This window comes from Streptomyces sp. NPDC001137 (assembly GCF_040298885.1).
Classification (GTDB): domain Bacteria; phylum Actinomycetota; class Actinomycetes; order Streptomycetales; family Streptomycetaceae; genus Streptomyces.
In genome coordinates this window covers 146825-161266 of the sequence record NZ_JBEPBA010000018.1, presented here as the reverse complement: position 1 = coordinate 161266, position 14442 = coordinate 146825, and the positions used below count along the sequence as shown (strand labels likewise).

Here is a 14442-nt window from a genome sequence, read left to right as displayed (position 1 = left end):
CCGCTGGCGTCTTCGCGCAGCGCGAACGGCTCGGAGCGCAGGTGTAGACACCTTCCGGCGAGCAGGTGCAGAGACCTTCCGGGCCGGTCAGCCCACCTTGCGCCCCCGCAGCGGTTCGGTCCGCGCTCCCTCGCCGTGCTGCAGGCCCTGGAGGAACTCCTCCAGGACTTCGCTCGCCTCGTGCTGCGGGTGCCAGCCCAGCTCGGCACGGGCGCGCGTGCAGTCCATCAGCGGCAGCCGCAGGACCGCGTCGAACAGATGCGGCGACGCGGGCAGCAGATGCAGTCCCCAGGCGGCGGCGATCGCCGAGCGGGCCGCGACGCGGGGGAGCCGGACCGGGCGGGTGCCCAGGAGCTGAGCGAGCAGTTCGTCGTCGACCGGGGGCTCGGCCGCCAGGTTGAACGCGCCGCGGACCTCCGAGCCGAGCGCGAGGACGTACGCCCTGGCCGCGTCGTCGGTGTGCAGGGCCTGCACCCGCAGACCGGGGATGTCCGGCAGGAAGGGCAGCAGCTCCGGACGGGCCAGCGGGGCCGGCAGGAAGCGGCCGCCGAAGATCCGGCGCTGCTCGCTCGCCGACTCGCGCTTGAAGAGGAAGGCGGGCCGCATCCGGACCACCCGCACCTCCGGATGATCGCGCTCGAAGGTGTCCAGGGTGCGCTCCAGATAGGCCTTCTCCCGGCAGTACGCGGCATCCGGCCAGCCGTGCGTCGGCCACGACTCGTCCACCGCGTGGTCCTTCGGTCCCGGAGAGTAGGCGCCCACCGACGACGCGTGCACGAGCGTCGGCACCCTGGCCGCCGCGACCGCCTCGAACACCCGGATGCTCCCGAGCACGTTCGTGCGCCAGGTCGCCGCCGGATCGTGCGTGGGCTGGAAGGCCCACGCCAGATGGACGACAGCGTCGGCGTCCTCGAACTCCTTGGCCAGATCGGCCTGCTGGGACGCGAGGTCGACCGCGGACCACTCCGTCCGGGCCGGCGACCACTCGGGGATCCGCCGGGCCAGACCCAGCACGGACCCCACCTGCGCCTCCTCCGAGAGAAGGCGCACCACACTGGTGCCGACGTTGCCGGTGGCACCCGTGACCACGATCCTGCTGCCCACTGCGCTGCTCACCTTCGGCTCCTTCCGGCCGCACGGTCCGAAACGGGGTGGCCGAGTACCCCTGCCGGGGCGAGGGCACGCGGAAGCCGCCGTATGACCTCGGAGGTAATCGACGCCCGCACCGCCGCCCGGAACCATGGCGGACGTACCCACCCACCGGATCGCAGGAGGACGTCCCATGCCGTATTTCGCCAGCCCTGCCGACGGCGCTCAGCTGCACTACGTCGACTACGGACCGGCCGACGGCCCGGTGGCGGTCTTCGTCAACAGCGCCTACCTGGGCACCGAGATGTGGGAGTTCCAGATGCTGCCGCTGGCGGCCGGGGGTCACCGGTGCGTGGGCCTGGACCGGCGGGGGCACGGACGCTCCGAGGACGTGTGGAACGGCTACGACCTCGACACCCTCGCCGACGACCTGTACGGACTGCTGGACCACCTTGATCTGCGCGCGGTGACGCTGATCGGCCATTCCGTGGGCAGTGCGGAGATCGTGCGCTGCCTGACCCGGCACGGCAGTGGCCGGGTGACCCGCGTCGCGCTGGTGGCGGGCATCGCCCCGGGCGTGGCCCGCACGGAGGACAACCGGGACGGCTGGGACCCCGCGGTCATGCGGGCCGGCAACGCGGCCTTCCTGCGTGACCGGCCGGCGTTCTTCAACGACCCCGGCGCACTGCGCGACTTCTTCGCCCTGCATCTGCCGGGCAACGACGTCTCGCCCGCCTACGTCCGCTACCTCAGCGACCGCTGCCTGGTGTCCACCGCGCGGGCCTCCAGCGCCGTCCAGGAGACCATCGTCACCCTCGACGTCGCCCCCGAACTGGCCAAGCTGGAAGTGCCGTTGCTCGTCGTGCACGGCACACACGACGTCTCGGCACCCCTGGAGACGACCGGCCGCCGCGCCGCCGCCCTCGCCCCCGATGCCACCCTCAGGGTCTACGAGAACGCGGGCCACGGCCTGTTCGTCACCCACGCCGAGCAACTCACCGCCGACCTGCGGGAGTTCATGACCGGCTGAGCCCCGGCGGCTCGGGCACGGGCAGCAGGGAGATGATCAAGGCATGAGCGAGATCATCCTGATGTCCGACGCCCGGGTCGCCGCCGTCCCCGTCGCCGAGAACGGCGAACCGCTCGTCGACGTACGAGACAAGCTCCTGGTCGACGACCGCAAGCACGAGCACTCCCACGGCGCCGAGGTCCATCTGCGCCGGGGAGTCCTCGATCGCCTCCTCGCCGCGCAGGCCCTGCTTCCCGAGGGCCTGCGTCTGCTGTTCGTGGAGGGATACCGGCCGCCGGCCCTCCAGCGCCGCTACTTCGAGCAGTACGCCGACGAGCTGCGCGCCGCACACCCCGACTGGCCCGCCGACCGGATCCCCATCGCCGCCAGCCGCTATGTCTCCCCGCCCGAGATCGCCCCGCACAGTGCGGGCGCGGCCGTCGACCTGACCCTGGCCGACGCCGACGGCCGCGAACTGGACCTGGGCACGGAGATGAACGCCAACCCGGAGCAGAGCGACGGCGCCTGCTACACGGCGGCCGCCAACATCACGGACGCGGCCCGCGCCCACCGTGCCCTGCTCGGCGGGGCGCTGACGGCCGCCGGGCTCGTCAACTACCCCACCGAGTGGTGGCACTGGTCCTACGGAGACCGCTACTGGGCGCTGGCGACCGGCGCACCCGCCGCCCTGTACGGGCCCAGGCAGCCGGCCGGCTCCTAGGCGAAGGCGTTCACGCCCGTCAGCTCCGCCGACAACTCCCACAGCCGGGCGGCCTGTTCGGGGTCGATCGCCCAGTCCTTGACGCCGCTGGTCGCGCCGTCGACCGCGAGCTCGGCGATGTCGCAGTCCTCCAGGTAGACGCCGCCGAGGCCGTCCAGCTGGGCCGAGGTGGCCGCCCACACCTGGGTGGCCGCGCCCTGCGGCGGGGTCTTGAAGCCCTCGGGGTTGAGGATGTTGCCGTCCTCGTCGATCCAGCCGCGCTCGATCATCTCCGCCTTGGGGATGTGCCGCTGGAGCGGGGTGAGGATGCCGCCGGGGTGCAGGGAGAAGGCGCGTACGCCGGCGTCGCGGCCGAGCTGGTCGAGGTGGACGGCGAACAGGACGTTCGCGGTCTTGGCCTGCCCGTAGGCCTTCCACTTGTCGTAGCCCCGCGCCCAGTGGACGTCGTCCCAGCGCATGCCCGAGAAGTGGTGGGCGCGGGAGGAGACGGACACGACGCGGGCGCCGGGCGCGATCGCCGGCCACAGCCGGTTGACCAGGGCGAAGTGGCCCAGGTGGTTGGTGGCGAACTGGGCCTCCCAGCCGGGCCCCACCCGGGTCTCCGGGCACGCCATGATCCCGGCGTTGTCGATCATGAAGTCGATGTTCCGCCCGGAGGCGAGGAAGCGCTCGGCGAAGGCCCGCACGCTCTCCAGGTCGCCGAGGTCGAGCTCGTCCACCTCGACGCCGTCGAGGCCGGCCAGCGCCTCCTCGGCGGTGGCCCGGCGGCGGGCCGGGACGACGACCCGGGCGCCCGCCTTGGTCAGGGCGCGCGTGGTCTCCAGGCCGAGCCCCGAGTAGCCGCCGGTGACGACGGCGAGCCTGCCGGTCAGGTCGACGCCCTCAAGGACGTCGTCGGCCGTGCTCGTGGCGCCGAAACCGGATCCGATCTTGTGCTGTGCAGTGCCAGTGCTCATGCCGAGAACGCTACGGATTGGAGTGCTCTCGAAGTCAAGCGCGGACCAGCGCGGTCGGGCGCGGGCAATGAAAGAGCCCCGACCGGACGGGGGAGGCCGGTCGGGGCTCGCCAAGGGGTGGGCACGGATGGCGGTCGCCTCTCGGCGAAGGGCTCCACAGGGCTTCAGCCGAACGATCGTCCCTGTGGGCGAATGGTGAGGCCCGGGGACACTGTCCCATCCGCACCCACGGTTGGTTCAACGGCGAACTACCGCTGGGTGTTCCGGTGTTCGGCGCGTTGTGGGGTGATCTGCGTCACCCGCTCGGGTCGCTCAGGCCAGCGGGCTGTTCTTCAAGTCGGACAGCAGGTGCGCGGGGTCGTCGTACACCGCCTCGGCTCCCGCCTCCTCCAGGTCCGCGCGTGGGATGCCGCCGCACAGTACGCCCAGACAGCGCACGCCGGCGCGACTGCCCGCGCGCATGTCCCACACGGTGTCGCCGACGAAGACCGCCCGTTCCGCGGGTACCCCGGCCAGTTCCAGGGCGTGTTCGACGGGCTCGGGGGCCGGTTTTCCCTCCTCGACGTCGTCCGCGCTCGCGGTGGCGGTGATCGCGTCGTCGGCGGAGATCGCGCGGCGCAGAGCGGAGAGTTCCGGGCCGCTCGCGGACGTGGCCAGCACCACCTTCCAGCCGTCGTGGTCGAGGCGCCGCAGCAGCCGCCCGGCGTCCTCGAACGCGGGCAGCCGGTCGAAGTACTGGCCGTACAACGCCTTGTGCGCGGCGCTGAGTTCGGCGTCCTGGTCGGTGTCCCGCCGGTCGCCCAGCAGCCGGGCGACGAGGTCCTCGGAGCCGAGACCGATGGAGCGGTGGATGGCGTGCATGGGCACCTTGTGCCCGGCCTGCCGGAAGGCCTCCCACCAGGTCGCCACGTGAAGGTGGTTGGTGTCGACGAGGGTTCCGTCGACGTCGAACACGGCCGCCCGTTCCATGCGCGCTCCTTCGCTCTCTCGCTGACCCGAGTACCACGTCAGGTTCCCGCCACTCCTGCGGGCGTGCGCCGCGAGCGGGTCCAGGCCAGCAGCTCGTCCAGGCTCCAGGTGTTCACCACGCGCTCGGCCGGCACCCCGCACTCCTCCGCCCGGGCACAGCCGAGGATCTGCCAGTCCAGCTGGCCCGGCGCGTGCGCGTCGGTGTCGACCGAGAACAGCACTCCCGCCTCGACCGCCCTGCGCAGCAGCCGCCGTGGCGGATCCAGCCGCTCGGGCCTGCTGTTGATCTCCAGGGCGGTGCCCGTCTCGGCCAGCGCGGCGAACACCTCCTCGGCGTCGAACTCCGACTCGGGCCGCCCCCGCCCGGTCACCAGCCGCCCCGTGCAGTGCCCGAGCACATCGGAGTGCGGATCGCGTACGGCGGCCACCATGCGGCGGGTCATCGAGCGGGCGTCCATGCGCAGCTTGGAGTGCACCGACGCCACCACCAGGTCGAGCCGCTCCAGCAGCTCCGGCTCCTGGTCCAGCGCGCCGTCGTCGAGGATGTCGCACTCGATGCCGGTGAGCAGACGGAACGGCGCCCAGGTGGTGTTCAGCTCCGCCACCACGTCCAGCTGTTCCCGCAGCCGCTCGGGTGACAGACCGCGCGCCACGGTCAGCCGGGGGGAGTGGTCGGTGAGGACCGCCCACTCGTGCCCGAGGGCCTTCGCGGCCCGGCCCATCTCCTCGATCGGGCTGCCGCCGTCCGACCAGTCGGAGTGCAGATGGCAGTCCCCGCGCAGCCTGGCCCGCAGCCCCGCACCGGCCCGGTCCTCGCTCGGCGCCCCCGCCTCGCCCTCCAGCTTGCGCAGATAGCCGGGCACCTCTCCGGCCAGCGCCTCCCGGACGACCTGCGCGGTCTTCGGGCCGACGCCCTTGAGCGACTCCAGTGACCCGGCGGCCGCCCGCTCGCGGACCTCGTCCGCGGGCAGGGACGTCAGCACGCGGGCCGCCGTACGGAAGGCGCGGACGCGGTACGTCGGCGCCAGGGACCGTTCCAGCAGGAAGGCGATCCGCTCCAGTGCCTCGACGGGATCCATGGTGACCTCCTCCTCCAGGGTTCCCCAGCGCCGGGCACCCCGCACGGTTTGTCCCGCCCGCACCCGGGTACTGCGATGCGCACCCCGCACCGTCCAGGAGGAGGTCGGCGATGCCCACATCAGCTCCCACCAAGGTCGCCGTGATCACCGGCTCCGACTCCGGCATCGGCCGCGCCACCGCCGTACGGCTGGCCCGGGCGGGCATGGACGTCGGCATCACCTGGAACAGCGACCTCAAGGGCGCCGAGGAGACCGCGGAGGAGGTGCGCGCCCACGGGCAGCGGGCCGCCGTGGCCCAGATGGACCTCACCCGGCTGCCCACCGCCGCCGGCACCGTCGACGAGCTCTGCGACCGGCTCGGCCGCCTGGACGTGCTGGTCAACAACGCCGGTACCGGCACCATGACGCCCTTCCTCGACCTCGAACTCGACACCGTGCGCGAGGTCGTCGAGGTCGACCTCATCGGCCCCTTCCTGTGCGGGCAGCGGGCGGCGCGGCACATGATCCGGCAGGGCGACGGCGGCCGGATCGTCAACGTGACCTCCGTCCACGAGCACCAGCCGCGGGTCGGCGCCGCCCCCTACTGCGCGGCCAAGGGCGGCCTCGGACTGTTCACCCAGGTCATGGCCCTGGAGCTCGCCGAGTACGGCATCACCGTCAACGCGGTCGCGCCGGGCGAGATCGCCACCCCGATGACCGGCCAGGAGGACACCGACGTGCACACCGAGCCCCGCCCCGGCATCCCCGTGGGACGGCCCGGCGACGCCCGCGAGGTCGCCGCCGTGATCGCCTTCCTGGCGAGCCCCGACGCCTCCTACGTCACAGGCGCCTCCTGGAGCGTGGACGGCGGCATGCTGCGGATGGGCCCGCAGGCCGGCTCCCACCTCAAGAGCGACGACTGGCGGCGCCCCTGAGCCGGCCGCCGTGAGACTGCGCATCAGCTCCTGCGACGGCCCCGGCTTCACCCTCCCCCACTCTCGGCTTCGCTCGAGCGGGGGGACCCCCATCGCTGCGGCCGCGGCTTCCGCTGCCGGGACCAGACCGGCGCACCGCTGAAGGACCCCGAGCACCTCGCCCGCATCCGGGCCCTGGTCATCCCGCCCGCCTGGCGCCAGGTGTGGATCTGCCCCCGGCCCCACGGCCATCTCCAGGCCGACGGCACCGACGACGCCGGGCGCCGCCGCCAGTACCTCTACCACGAGCAGTTCCGCGCCCAGCAGGAGCAGGCCAAGCACGAACACGTCCGCGAGGTCGCCCGCGCCCTGCCCGAACTGCGCGCCAAGGCGTCGACGAGCAGGTCCTTGCGGTCGTACGCGCCCTGCTGCGCCGCCGCAACGGCGGGGAGCGGCTGCTGGTCCACTGGGACCGGCGCGCCTGCAACACCCCCGCCGTGTGCCGCGCCTCCTGCATCGACCCCCGTGTCGCGGAGCTCTTCGAGCAGGGCGAGACCATCGCCCCCGTGCTCACCCGGCTGGGGGAACACGGGCACCTCGGCCGTCCCGCGACGCAGGGTGCCGTCGAGGCGGCGGTGCTCGATCTGCCGCAGCGCCGACACCCCCGAGCGATCCCTGCCCGATGCGTCCTACGCTCTATTGCATGACCGAACAAGCAGCTCCCTACATCTCCAATCCCCGGATCATGGTCCTCGGCGTGCAGCCGGGCACACCGCCGTTCCGGATCGTGGAGATCGACGGCGAAGTGATCGGCGAGGCCAAGTCCGTCACCGACGTCCTGGAGGCGGCCGCCGCCTTCGGCATCACGGTGCACGACTTGGACGACCCGGACGTGGTGCGCTGGGTCGGCGGCGACAAGTTCACCTGGAAACTGCACTGACGGGGCGGCTCAGCCGACCGTCCACTTCTGGTTGGCGCCGCCCGAGCAGGTCCAGATCTGCAGCCGGGTGCCGTTGGCCGAGTTGTTCCCGGTCACGTCGAGGCACTTGTCCGCCTGCGGATTGACGATGTCGTGCGCGCCGGTGACCGTCCACCTCTGGTTCGGGCCGCCGGTGCAGTCCCACAGCTGGACGGTCGAGCCGTCCGCGGTGCCGTTGCCGGTGACGTCCAGGCACTTGCCGAGCGCGCGCAGGGTGCCGTCGGAGGCCGCGGTCCACTGCTGGGCGGCGGTGCCGTTGCAGTCGTACAGCTGGACCGGGGTGCCGTTCGCGGAGTTCGCGCCGGCGACGTCCACGCACTTTCCGGCCAGTCCCCTGATCGCCGCCCCGGTGGCCGAGTCGCCGGTCGTCACCGACACCGAGTCGACCACCAGCTGCTGGGGGAACGACGTGGAGCCGTCCGGGTCGCCGGGCCAGTAGCCGCCCACCGCCAGGTTCAGGATCAGGAAGAACGGCTTGTTGAACACCCAGGTCCTGCCGCCCAGATCGGCGGGTGTGCGCCGCTGGTAGACATTGCCGTCCACGGACCAGGTGATCGAGTCGGGCGCCCAGTCGACGGCGAAGGTGTGGAAGGCGTCCGCGAAGGCCTGCCCGTTCGGGAGGGAGTAGGCGGCGCCGATGCCGCCCGAGCCGGAGTAGCCGGGGCCGTGGATGGTGCCGTGCACGGTGGACGGCTCGTAGCCGACGTTCTCCATGACGTCGATCTCGCCCGAGTCCGGCCAGTTGACGGGCGTGCCGAGCATCCAGAACGCGGGCCACATGCCCTGGCCCCGCGGGATCTTCATCCGTGCCTCGACGTGCCCGTACTGGGCGTTGAACTTCCCCGCGGTGTTCAGCCGCGCCGAGGTGTACTGGCAGGTTCCGTACCAGCACTGGTAGTTGGCCGGGTTCTCGCGCCGGGCCGTGATCACCAGATGGCCCTGGCCGTCCAGGGCCGCGTTCCTGGTGCCGGAGGTGTAGTACTGCCGCTCGTGGTTGTTGACGTTGTCGCCGGTCTCGGTCTGCCACTTCGAGGAGTCGACCGCGGCCCCGGCGGGCCCGTCGAAATTGTCGGAGAACGCCACCGCGGCGGCGACCGCCCCGGGCGGATCCGCCTGCGCAGCACCGGTCGCGGCGGACGCGACCAGCACGGCGGAGAGGGCGGCGAACAGACATCTGCGCAGCAGGCGTGGGGAGGCCACGGCACTTCCTTCCGTACGGCGGCCGGGCGCACCGAGGCGCCGGCCGAGGTGGGGGGTGCAGGCGTCGCCTCTTGATTTAAGGAGTGAGATAAGTGGGCGTCAATACTTTGGTACGGACCAGGAGTTGGGCGGTGGGACTATGCGCCCTTTGCCCTCTTCGCCGCCCGTCGCGGCAGCCGCTCCCGCGCGTGCACCGCCCGGCTCAGCCGCCGCCCCAGCAGGAGGTAACCCACCAGCGCACCGGCGGTGTTGAGGATGACGTCGTCGATGTCGAAGGCCCGGCCCTCGACCAGTGCTCCCTGGGCGAACTCCACGAGCAGCATCACCACCGCGGTCAGCGCCAGCACCCGCAGCAATCCGCGCGCCCGCGGCGCCACGACCGGCACCAGGATGCCGAACGGAACACCCAGCAGTACATTGCCGCCGATCTGCTTCACGGCGTCCCGGAACGCCGGCTGGTCCAGATAGAGCCGCAGGGTGCTGCCCGGATGCAGGTTGGTGTGGGCCATCGCCACCGAGGCGGGGGAGGGTTCCAGGGTCAGCCGGGCCAGCACCACGGCGAACGCCACCATGAACCCGAAGGCGCACAGCATCGCCAGCAGACGGATCGGCAGGGCCAGTACATGCCGCTCACGAGGAGCGGGCTGCGACTTGCCCCCGGGCTTCCCGGACTTCTTCGCCTTCTCCGGCCTCTTGGCCTTCTCCGGCCCCTTGGTCTTTTTCCCGAACCTCTTCGGCTTCTCGGACGTGCCGGTCTTGGTGGTACGCAGGCGCAACGCTGAACGTGCTCGCAAGGCTGCACGGGCCATCAGGTCCTCCAGTCTTCAACTTCCCTGCGTTCTAAGGCGGTTACCCGCTCGTCGGCCGAGAATGCCGCCGCCCGGCCGGCCCGGCCCGAATGTCCTCGCGGTTTCCCTTCCCGCCGTAGGGGCACTCCGGCGGTGGAAGCCAGCGCGCCGCCGCCCTAGGCGCCCGCCGCGATGTTTGGATGCCGCGGGACGGACATGCCGGATGTACCGGACATCCTGCAAGTGGGTGACGGTGCGCGAGCAGAGCCCGAGGAGGTGGCGCATGACCCCGCGAACGGCCCTGTTCACCGTGGTCGAGCTGCTGGGCTGGTGGATCGCGCTCGGACTGCTGTGGCTGGTCCTCATCAGCACCGTCGACACGCTGGAACTCGTCGTCGGCGCGGGCTGCGCCTGCGTGGGCGCCGTTGCGGCCCGGGGCGCACGACGGGCGGTGAGCGGGGCGTGAACGGCTGGACGCTCGCCGCCGCCGTCGGCCTCGCCGGCGGACTGGGCACCGCGCTGTGGGGTGTGACCACCGGTCCGCTGCGCCGCCGCGTCGTGGCCCAGAACCTGTCCACCGCACTCGCCTGTCCGAGCCTGCTGCTCCTCTCCCAGGCCTACGACCGCCCCTCCTACGTCGACCTCGGCCTCGTCCTGGCCCTGCTCGGACCCGTCGGCACCCTCGTCTTCGCCCGGCTGCTCGCCGAGGAAATCGCCGAGGACCCGCCACGCGCCTGGGGGCCCACCCTGACGGTCGCCGGCCTCGGCGCTGCCGCCGTGACCGCCCTGTGCATCGCGACCGGCCCCGGCCGCGCCATGGTGAAACTCCTCGTCATCGGCGCCTTGCTGATCAGCGGCAACATCATCGCCTCGCGGGCCCTGGCCGGCGGATTCCGGGGGGTCCGCGGTGGCTGACGCGGTGATCGTCGTGGCACTGCTGCTGGTCGCGGCCTGCGCGACCGTGGCCGTGGCAACCCGCGACCCCATGCGCCAGGCCCTCGTCCTGTCCCTCCTGGGCATCGCCCTCGCCGCCCTGTTCACCGTGCTCCAGGCGCCCGACGTCGGGCTCTCCCAACTGGCCGTCGGCTCGGCGCTGACGCCGCTGCTGCTGATGCTCACCGTCCGCAAGGTCAAGCGGCGCGCGCAGGGCAAGGAGCGTGAGCGATGACCCGGCGCGTCCGGCTGTGGGTGCTGCTCGCAGGCGGTGCGGGCCTGGCCGCCCTGCTCGTCGCGGCCTGCCTGGACCTGCCGCGCTTCGGCGGCGACCGCCACCCCTACGGCGACCGCGCCGTGCACGCCTCCCTGGCCCGGCAAACCGCCAACACCATCTCCTCCGTCAACTTCGACCAGCGGGCCTTCGACACCCTCGGCGAGATGACCATCCTGTTCTCCGCCGTCCTCGGCTGCGTGACGCTGCTGCGCCAGACCCGCGACGAACACCGCGCCCGCCCCGAACCCGCCGAAGTCGCCCTGCCGGTCCGCCGCTACGCCCTCGTCGTCCTGCCCGTCGCCCTGCTCAGCGGCCTGTACGTCATCGCCCACGGCCAGCTCAGCCCCGGCGGCGGCTTCCAGGGCGGGGTGGTCGCCGCGACCGCCCTCCACCTGCTCTACCTGGGCGCCGACTACGCGGCCCTGGAACGCATCAGACCGATCGGCGCCTACGAGGTCTCCGACGCCCTCGCCGCCTCCGGCTACCTGGTCATGGGCATCGCGGGACTGATCGGGGGCACCGCCTTCCTCGCCAACACGCTGCCGTACGGCACCTTCAACACGCTGTCCTCCGGCGGCACCGTCCCGCTGCTGAACGCGGCCATCGGCATGGAGGTCGCCAGCGCCGTCGTCGTGCTGCTCGCCCGCTTCCTGGACCAGGCCGTCGAGATCGAGGAGGAGAGCGGCACATGAGAGCCGTGATGGATGTACTGCCGTACCTGGTCGCCGCCTGGGTCTTCCTGGTCGGCTGCTACGGCCTGGCCACCAGCCGCAACCTGATCCACGCCGTCGGCTGCCTGTCCGTGTGCCAGGCCGGCACCTATGTGCTGCTGCTGTCCGTGGGTTACCGCGACGGCGCCACCGCACCGGTGTTCTCCGACATCAAACCCGGCTCCCGGCCCGTCGTCGACCCGGTCGTGCAGGCGCTCACCCTCACCGACGTCGTCGTCGGCGCCACCGTCACCGCGCTGCTGCTCGCGCTCGTCATGCAGATCGCCAAACGCCACGGCACCGTCGACCCCGACGAACTCTCCGAGCTGCGCGGCTGATGAACGACCTGCTGCCCCTCGTCGTCGCCGTGCCCCTGCTGGGGGCCGCCCTCCTGGTCGCCGCGGGCCGCCGGCTGCCCCGGGTGGCCGCCGAGTCCGTCGGATGCGCCGTCTCCGCCGGCACGGCCGGGCTCGCGATCGTACTGCTGCTGAACTCCTCACCGCCCATGACCGAGTGGGTCGGCGGCTGGCAGCCCGTCAACGGCGAAAGCGTCGGCATCGTCCTGACCGGCGACGGGCCGGGCCTCGGCATGGCCGCGCTCGCCTCACTGCTGACCCTGGCCGCACTGGCGTACTCCTGGCACTACTTCGATGAACCGCCCCGCCGCCACGCGGGCTCCTTCCCCGCGCTGATGCTGCTCTTCCAGGGCGGCATGTGCGGCTTCGCGCTCGCCGGCGACCTGTTCAACATGTTCGTCTGGTTCGAGTTGATGAGCGTCGTCGCCTACGCCCTGACCGGCACCCGCGTCGAGGAGGCCAAGGCCGTCCAGGGCGCGCTGACCTTCGCGGTCGTCACCTCGCTCGGCGCGTACGCCGTGCTGATGGGCATCGGGCTGCTGTACGCGCGCACCGGCCAACTGGCCATGACCCAGATCGGGCGCGGCCTGGACCGGCACGGCGGGCCCGACGCGCTCGTCCTCACCGGCTTCGTCCTGGTCCTCACCGGACTGCTGGTCAAGTCGGCCGCCGTGCCCTTCCACTTCTGGCTGCCCGACGCCCACGCCGTCGCACCGACGCCCGTGTGCATGCTGCTGTCCGGCGTCATGGTCGAACTCGGCACGTACGGCGTCTGGCGGGTGTACGGGAGCGTGTTCTCCGGGCCCGGCGGCATCCCGGCCGCCGACGCGCAGCGGGTACTGCTGGTGCTCGGAGCGCTGACGGCTGTGATCGGCGCGGTGATGTGCTGGTTCCAGCGGCACATCAAACGGCAGTTGGCGTTCTCGACGATCGCCCACACCGGACTGTTCCTCATCGGCATCGGCGTGCTGACCCCGGAGGGCGACGACGGCGTCGCGCTCTACATCCTCGGCCACGCCGGAGTGAAGGCCGCCCTGTTCGCCTGCACCGGCATCCTCCTCGACCGCTTCGGCAGCGTCGACGAATACGCGCTGCACGGACGCGCCCGGCGGCTGCGCGGAGTCGCCGTGCTCTACGGCCTCGGTGGACTCGGTCTCGCCGGGCTGCCGCCCTTCGGCACGGGGCTCGGCAAGGCCGTCACCGAGGAGGCCGTGGGCGGCTCGCTCACCGTGCTGTACGTCCTCGCCAGCACCGTGACCGGCGCGGCGGTGCTGCGCGTCACCGCGCGGGTCTACTTCGGCCTCGGCCACCGGCCCGAGGAGGACACCGAGTACGAGACGACCGGCTCCGGCGAGGAGCCCGAGACGCAGCGCCGGCTCAGCCGGGTCCCCGACACCATGACGGCGGTACCCGCGGTGCTGCTCGCGGCGGCCCTCGCCGTCGGCGTCGTCCCCGGCTTCGCCGAAGTGGTCGCCCACGGCGTGAACGAGGCCGGGTCCGGCGGAGTCGTGGTCTCGACCCCGCACTGGACACCGGCCGGGATCCTGCTCGGGCTTGCCTCCGCCGTACTGGCAGTGGGCCTCGCGACCGTGGCCGTCATCCGGCCGAAGCTGCTCGCGGGGGCGTACCGAGCCGCGCAGCTGCGGCGCCTGCAGTCCGGCCATGTCGGGGACTATGTGGCCTGGATGCTCGTCGGCGCCACGCTGCTGGCCGCGCTCGTACTGCCCGGAGTCCTCGGGGCCTGATCAGCTCTCGTAGGTGACATGCACCTCCTTGAAGCCCAGGGAGCGCAGCAGACCCTCCAGCATGTCGGTGGTGTTGGACTCGGCGCGCCGGGTCAGGCCGCTGTCCTTCGCCGCGTCACCGATGTGCTTGACCGCGAGTTTCTGCACGGCCTGCTCACTGTTGGGATTGTCCGAGAACAGGTCGCCGAGCCGGTCGAGGAGACCGCGCTGCTTGGAGACGGCGTAGGAGCGGTCCGGGTCGAGGGCCGGCTTGCCGAGCGCCGCGTGCGGCAGCCGGAGTGTGGCGGACGTGCGGTCGCCGTTGACCGTCACGTCGTCCTTGCCGACCTTGCCGAGGTCGACGTAGGCATCGACGGTGCCCGCACCGATGTACAGGGTGCGGGAGCCGCGGATCGCGTCGGGCAGGTACTTGGTGTCCTTTTCCAGGTCGACGACGACCTGGAAGTTGCCGGAGGCGGCGTCGTAACGGCTCATGTCCTGGATGGACTGGAGCAGTGCGGGTCCCGAGCGGTCGTGCGTTTCGGTGCCGAACAGGTCCTTGAGGCCAGGAAGCACACTCAGCCGGATCCCGGCGAAGAACACCACGAGCACCAGCACGACGGCGCTCACCGCCTTCGCCCAGCCGGGCATGCGCCTGGACATGCGCCTGATGGGAGTCGTCATGGCGACGGCCCTCCTTCCTACACTGCGCATGCCCCTCAAAACCCTTGTCAGACCGAGCCGTTGGCCGAATGGCGC

18 protein-coding genes and 1 pseudogene are annotated in these 14442 nt (G+C 72.0%); 11 read left to right on the top strand and 8 right to left on the bottom strand.

Annotation, left to right across the window (positions count from 1 at the left end):
• Positions 1-87 precede the first annotated feature (87 nt).
• Positions 88-1116, bottom strand: coding sequence for an SDR family oxidoreductase (locus ABT254_RS31020; protein ID WP_351477175.1), 1029 nt, complete (start codon positions 1114-1116; stop codon positions 88-90).
• A gap of 166 nt (positions 1117-1282) precedes the next feature.
• Here ABT254_RS31020 and ABT254_RS31015 point away from each other — a divergent pair, with 166 nt between their 5' ends.
• Positions 1283-2119, top strand: coding sequence for an alpha/beta fold hydrolase (locus ABT254_RS31015; RefSeq protein WP_351477172.1), 837 nt, complete (start codon positions 1283-1285; stop codon positions 2117-2119).
• A 43-nt stretch (positions 2120-2162) separates the two neighbouring features.
• Positions 2163-2819: a M15 family metallopeptidase gene (locus ABT254_RS31010; RefSeq protein ID WP_351477170.1), complete on the top strand. Its 657-nt coding sequence runs from the start codon at positions 2163-2165 to the stop codon at positions 2817-2819.
• Here ABT254_RS31010 and ABT254_RS31005 read toward each other — a convergent pair.
• The 3 genes from ABT254_RS31005 to ABT254_RS30995 all read right to left on the bottom strand — a co-directional run bounded on the left by ABT254_RS31005 (position 2816) and on the right by ABT254_RS30995 (position 5823).
• The gene (locus ABT254_RS31005) at positions 2816-3775 is read right to left on the bottom strand and encodes an SDR family NAD(P)-dependent oxidoreductase (RefSeq protein ID WP_351477168.1); all 960 of its coding nucleotides are present in this window, start codon (positions 3773-3775) and stop codon (positions 2816-2818) included. The genes ABT254_RS31010 and ABT254_RS31005 overlap by 4 nt on opposite strands.
• A gap of 312 nt (positions 3776-4087) precedes the next feature.
• Complete coding sequence (locus ABT254_RS31000; protein ID WP_351477166.1) at positions 4088-4744, bottom strand: HAD family hydrolase; 657 nt, start codon at positions 4742-4744, stop codon at positions 4088-4090.
• Positions 4745-4782: 38 nt separating this feature from the next.
• The gene (locus ABT254_RS30995; RefSeq protein WP_351477163.1) at positions 4783-5823 is read right to left on the bottom strand and encodes a PHP domain-containing protein; all 1041 of its coding nucleotides are present in this window, start codon (positions 5821-5823) and stop codon (positions 4783-4785) included.
• Positions 5824-5933: 110 nt separating this feature from the next.
• On the opposite strand from ABT254_RS30995, the gene ABT254_RS30990 reads away from it, so the two are divergent.
• Complete coding sequence (locus tag ABT254_RS30990; RefSeq protein WP_351477160.1) at positions 5934-6737, top strand: SDR family oxidoreductase; 804 nt, start codon at positions 5934-5936, stop codon at positions 6735-6737.
• A gap of 30 nt (positions 6738-6767) precedes the next feature.
• Positions 6768-6929 (top strand): annotated as a pseudogene (locus ABT254_RS30985) (DNA topoisomerase IB-related protein); the annotation flags it as partial.
• Positions 6930-7015: 86 nt separating this feature from the next.
• Here ABT254_RS30985 and ABT254_RS30980 read toward each other — a convergent pair.
• Entirely contained in the window at positions 7016-7378 is a 363-nt protein-coding gene (locus ABT254_RS30980) for a hypothetical protein (protein ID WP_351477157.1), read from the bottom strand.
• A gap of 41 nt (positions 7379-7419) precedes the next feature.
• Here ABT254_RS30980 and ABT254_RS30975 point away from each other — a divergent pair, with 41 nt between their 5' ends.
• Positions 7420-7656 (top strand): hypothetical protein, encoded by a 237-nt coding sequence (locus tag ABT254_RS30975; protein WP_115911260.1) that lies wholly within the window; start codon positions 7420-7422, stop codon positions 7654-7656.
• 9 nt (positions 7657-7665) lie between these two features.
• On the opposite strand, the gene ABT254_RS30970 is transcribed toward ABT254_RS30975, so the two are convergent.
• Together ABT254_RS30970 and ABT254_RS30965 are read right to left on the bottom strand one after the other, a co-directional pair.
• Positions 7666-8895, bottom strand: coding sequence for an RICIN domain-containing protein (locus tag ABT254_RS30970; protein ID WP_351477153.1), 1230 nt, complete (start codon positions 8893-8895; stop codon positions 7666-7668).
• A gap of 137 nt (positions 8896-9032) precedes the next feature.
• Positions 9033-9704: a VanZ family protein gene (locus ABT254_RS30965; RefSeq protein ID WP_351477150.1), complete on the bottom strand. Its 672-nt coding sequence runs from the start codon at positions 9702-9704 to the stop codon at positions 9033-9035.
• A gap of 262 nt (positions 9705-9966) precedes the next feature.
• Between ABT254_RS30965 and ABT254_RS30960 the strand changes: the two genes are divergently transcribed.
• Genes ABT254_RS30960 through ABT254_RS30935 form a run of 6 tightly spaced genes read left to right on the top strand, consistent with a single transcriptional unit; the run spans position 9967 to position 13704 of the window.
• Positions 9967-10149, top strand: coding sequence for a hypothetical protein (locus tag ABT254_RS30960; RefSeq protein ID WP_351477147.1), 183 nt, complete (start codon positions 9967-9969; stop codon positions 10147-10149).
• A complete protein-coding gene (locus tag ABT254_RS30955) occupies positions 10146-10598 on the top strand; it encodes an MrpF/PhaF family protein (protein ID WP_351477144.1) in 453 nt (150 codons plus the stop codon). Before ABT254_RS30960 ends, ABT254_RS30955 begins: the two co-directional genes overlap by 4 nt.
• Positions 10591-10851, top strand: a complete 261-nt coding sequence (locus tag ABT254_RS30950) for a Na(+)/H(+) antiporter subunit B (protein WP_351477141.1) — start codon at positions 10591-10593, stop codon at positions 10849-10851. Before ABT254_RS30955 ends, ABT254_RS30950 begins: the two co-directional genes overlap by 8 nt.
• Positions 10848-11585, top strand: coding sequence for an MnhB domain-containing protein (locus tag ABT254_RS30945; RefSeq protein ID WP_351477138.1), 738 nt, complete (start codon positions 10848-10850; stop codon positions 11583-11585). Before ABT254_RS30950 ends, ABT254_RS30945 begins: the two co-directional genes overlap by 4 nt.
• A gap of 8 nt (positions 11586-11593) precedes the next feature.
• Positions 11594-11941, top strand: coding sequence for a sodium:proton antiporter (locus tag ABT254_RS30940; RefSeq protein WP_351477295.1), 348 nt, complete (start codon positions 11594-11596; stop codon positions 11939-11941).
• Entirely contained in the window at positions 11941-13704 is a 1764-nt protein-coding gene (locus ABT254_RS30935; protein WP_351477135.1) for a complex I subunit 5 family protein, read from the top strand. Before ABT254_RS30940 ends, ABT254_RS30935 begins: the two co-directional genes overlap by 1 nt.
• Here the strand turns inward: ABT254_RS30935 and ABT254_RS30930 are convergent, their stop codons facing one another.
• Positions 13705-14367, bottom strand: a complete 663-nt coding sequence (locus ABT254_RS30930; protein ID WP_351477132.1) for a DUF4230 domain-containing protein — start codon at positions 14365-14367, stop codon at positions 13705-13707. It lies immediately after the preceding gene.
• Between the last annotated feature and the right edge of the window lie 75 nt (positions 14368-14442).

Bases quoted from the DNA above. Each gene is read 5' to 3' on its own strand.
- ABT254_RS30960 (WP_351477147.1), top strand. From the start codon at position 9,967: ATGACCCCGCGAACGGCCCTGTTCACCGTGGTCGAGCTGCTGGGCTGG.
- ABT254_RS30990 (WP_351477160.1), top strand. From the start codon at position 5,934: ATGCCCACATCAGCTCCCACCAAGGTCGCCGTGATCACCGGCTCCGAC.
- ABT254_RS31000 (WP_351477166.1), bottom strand. From the start codon at position 4,744: ATGGAACGGGCGGCCGTGTTCGACGTCGACGGAACCCTCGTCGACACC.
- ABT254_RS31010 (WP_351477170.1), top strand. From the start codon at position 2,163: ATGAGCGAGATCATCCTGATGTCCGACGCCCGGGTCGCCGCCGTCCCC.
- ABT254_RS30945 (WP_351477138.1), top strand. From the start codon at position 10,848: ATGACCCGGCGCGTCCGGCTGTGGGTGCTGCTCGCAGGCGGTGCGGGC.
- ABT254_RS30995 (WP_351477163.1), bottom strand. From the start codon at position 5,823: ATGGATCCCGTCGAGGCACTGGAGCGGATCGCCTTCCTGCTGGAACGG.
- ABT254_RS31015 (WP_351477172.1), top strand. From the start codon at position 1,283: ATGCCGTATTTCGCCAGCCCTGCCGACGGCGCTCAGCTGCACTACGTC.
- ABT254_RS31005 (WP_351477168.1), bottom strand. From the start codon at position 3,775: ATGAGCACTGGCACTGCACAGCACAAGATCGGATCCGGTTTCGGCGCC.
- ABT254_RS30975 (WP_115911260.1), top strand. From the start codon at position 7,420: ATGACCGAACAAGCAGCTCCCTACATCTCCAATCCCCGGATCATGGTC.
- ABT254_RS30935 (WP_351477135.1), top strand. From the start codon at position 11,941: ATGAACGACCTGCTGCCCCTCGTCGTCGCCGTGCCCCTGCTGGGGGCC.
- ABT254_RS30940 (WP_351477295.1), top strand. From the start codon at position 11,594: ATGGATGTACTGCCGTACCTGGTCGCCGCCTGGGTCTTCCTGGTCGGC.
- ABT254_RS30965 (WP_351477150.1), bottom strand. From the start codon at position 9,704: ATGGCCCGTGCAGCCTTGCGAGCACGTTCAGCGTTGCGCCTGCGTACC.
- ABT254_RS30930 (WP_351477132.1), bottom strand. From the start codon at position 14,367: ATGACGACTCCCATCAGGCGCATGTCCAGGCGCATGCCCGGCTGGGCG.